Source organism: Nocardioides sp. CPCC 206348 (assembly GCF_048654705.1).
Lineage (GTDB): Bacteria > Actinomycetota > Actinomycetes > Propionibacteriales > Nocardioidaceae > Nocardioides.
The window spans coordinates 1-2,719 of the sequence record NZ_JBMCZA010000176.1 but is presented as its reverse complement, the minus strand read 5'-3'; the positions used below and the strand labels follow the sequence as shown (position 1 = coordinate 2,719).

Sequence of the window (2,719 nt, the reverse complement as noted above, 5' to 3'; positions counted from 1 at the left end):
GGCGGGTTGTAGCCACCGGCAGGCGGTGGCGCGACCGGCCACTGCTGCGGCTGGCCGGGCTGGCCGGGCTGGCCGTAGGGCGGGTTCTCGTTGGGCTGCTCCGGCGGTTGCGTCACGGGACCCTTCCTACCCCGCACAGGGGTCGGGCAACCAGTCCCATCCGGCCCGAAAAAAGGGCAACGGCCGCCCCGGGAGGTCCCGGAACGGCCGTCGTACCCGTTGATTCAGGGGTGAATCAGAACGCAGCCTCGTCGAGGTCCATGATCGCGAGGTCGGTGGCCTCGGCGATGCGGAGCTCGGCCGTGATGCGCGGCAGGTTGAGCTGCGCGAACCACTGGGCGGCAGCAACCTTGCCCTCGTAGTAGGCCTTGTCGCCACCAGCAGCGTCCAGCTTCTCCAGGGCCACCTCGGCGCCGCGGAGCAGCAGCCAGGCGCAGACCACGTCACCGAGCGCCATCAGGATGCGCGTGGTGTTGAGACCGACCTTGTAGATGTTGCGGAGGTCGCCGCCGGAGTTGACGTCGGACGACATCAGGTCGTTGATCGCCAGGCCCACGAGGCCCTGGGCGTCGTCGAGCGCGGTCGCGAGCAGCGCACGCTCGTTCTTGAGACGACCGTTGCCGGCCTCGGCCTCCACGAACGCCTTGATCTCGTTGGCCAGGTGGCCGAGCGCCGTGCCCTGGTCCTTGACGATCTTGCGGAAGAAGAAGTCCTGGCCCTGGATGGCGGTCGTGCCTTCGTAGAGCGTGTCGATCTTCGCGTCGCGGACGTACTGCTCGATCGGGTACTCCTGCAGGAAGCCCGAACCACCGAAGGTCTGCAGCGACTCGGTGCCGAGCAGCACCCACGAACGCTCCGAGCCGTAGCCCTTGACGATCGGGAGCAGCAGGTCGTTGACCGCCTCGGCCAGCTTGTCGTGCTCGCCGGACGCCTTCGCGATGGCGACCTTGTCCTGCCAGGTCGACGTGTAGATGACCAGCGACCGCATCGCCTCGGCGAACGACTTCTGGGTCATCAGCGAACGACGGACGTCCGGGTGGTTGGTGATCGTGACCCGCGGCGCGGCCTTGTCGGCGGCCTGGGTCAGGTCGGCACCCTGGACCCGCGTCTTGGCGTAGTCGAGCGCGTTGAGGTAACCGGTCGAGAGGGTCGCGATGGCCTTGGTGCCGACCATCATGCGGGCGTTCTCGATGACGTCGAACATCTGGCGGATGCCGTCGTGGACCTCGCCGAGCAGCCAGCCCTGGGCTGCTTCGCCGCCGCCGACCTGCGGGTCGCCGAAGGTGAGTTCGCAGGTGTTGGACACCTTGATGCCCATCTTGTGCTCGACGTTGGTGACGTAGACGCCGTTGCGCTCGCCGGTCAGCTCACCGCTCTGGTGGTCGAAGTGGTACTTCGGGACCAGGAAGAGCGAGAGGCCCTTGGTGCCCGGACCGCCGATGCCCTCGACGCCCTTCGGGCGGGCGAGGACCAGGTGCATGATGTTCTCCTGCAGGTCCGACTCGGCGCTGGTGATGAAGCGCTTGACGCCGGAGATGTTCCAGGAGCCGTCCTCGTTCGGCGTGGCGAACGTCTTGCCCGCACCCACGTCGGAGCCCGCGTCGGGCTCGGTGAGGACCATCGTGGCGCCCCAAAGGCGCTCGACCATGATCTCGGCGATGCGGATGTCGCGGGCAACGCCGTTGGCGTTCTTGAAGACGACCGAACCCATCGACGGGCCGGTGCAGTACATCCAGATCGGGGCCTGCGCACCGAGGACCATCTCGCCGGTCGCCCACACGAGCGACGGCGGCGCGGTGGTGCCGCCGATCTCCTCCGGGAGGCCGAGTCCCCAGAAGCCGGACTCCATCCAGGTGTCGTAGGACTTCTTGAACGACGCCGGCAGCGGCGCGGTGTTGGTCTTGGGGTCGAAGACAGGCGGGTTCCGGTCCGAGTCGACGTACGACGCGGCGAGGTCCTCGCGGGCGATGCGCTCGACCTCGCTGAGGATCTCGCGTGCGGTGTCCGCGTCCATCTCTTCGTAGATGCCGGTCCCGAGGTACTCCTGGACCTTGAAGAGCTCGAACAGATTGAACTCGATGTCGCGGAGGTTGCTCTTGTAGTGGCTCACTGTCCCACCGTTTCTAACTCGAATTGAAGAGTGCTACTCGTCAGTAACTTAATGATACGGGGGGTGCTTGCTGCGGGCAAGCACGGGGCGGGTGGTTCTGCCTCACACCAACGAACTACGCCTGCACCCCTCACGGACCCCTAGGTCGAGTGAATCGATCGAGCAATCTGACACACTTGGGTCCATGCGCGTCTCCGCGAAGTCCGACTACGCCCTGCGCGCCCTGATCGCGATGGCCTCGCGCTCCGATGGGCGGGCAGTCAGCGCCGAAGAGCTCGGCCGCCTCCAGGACATCCCTCACGGGTTCCTCCAGGCGATCCTCGCCGACCTCCGCCGCGCCAGCATCGTGATGTCGCAGCGCGGCCAGTCCGGTGGCTGGCGGATGGCCCGCGAGGCCGACACCGTCTCGGTCGCGGACGTCATCCGCGCCGTCGACGGCCCGCTCGTCTCCGTCTACGGCCTGCGTCCCGAAGCCGTGAACTACAACGAGTCGGCCGAGGTCCTCCAGCACGTCTGGATCGCCGCCCGCCGCGCGCTGCGCGAGGTCTTCGAGGACGTGTCGATCCAGCAGCTCGCCGACGGCGTACTCCCCGAAGCCGTCACGTCCCG

General features: G+C 67.3%; 2 protein-coding genes. One reads left to right on the top strand and one right to left on the bottom strand.

Going from position 1 to position 2,719, the window contains the following annotated elements; genetic code table 11:
* Positions 1–235: 235 nt before the first annotated feature.
* The gene (locus tag ACOADB_RS13925) at positions 236–2,110 is read right to left on the bottom strand and encodes an acyl-CoA dehydrogenase (RefSeq protein WP_378599608.1); all 1,875 of its coding nucleotides are present in this window, start codon (positions 2,108–2,110) and stop codon (positions 236–238) included.
* A 184-nt stretch (positions 2,111–2,294) separates the two neighbouring features.
* On the opposite strand from ACOADB_RS13925, the gene ACOADB_RS13920 reads away from it, so the two are divergent.
* Positions 2,295–2,719 (top strand): RrF2 family transcriptional regulator (locus ACOADB_RS13920; RefSeq protein ID WP_378599605.1); only part of this gene is annotated, 425 nt, incomplete at its 3' end.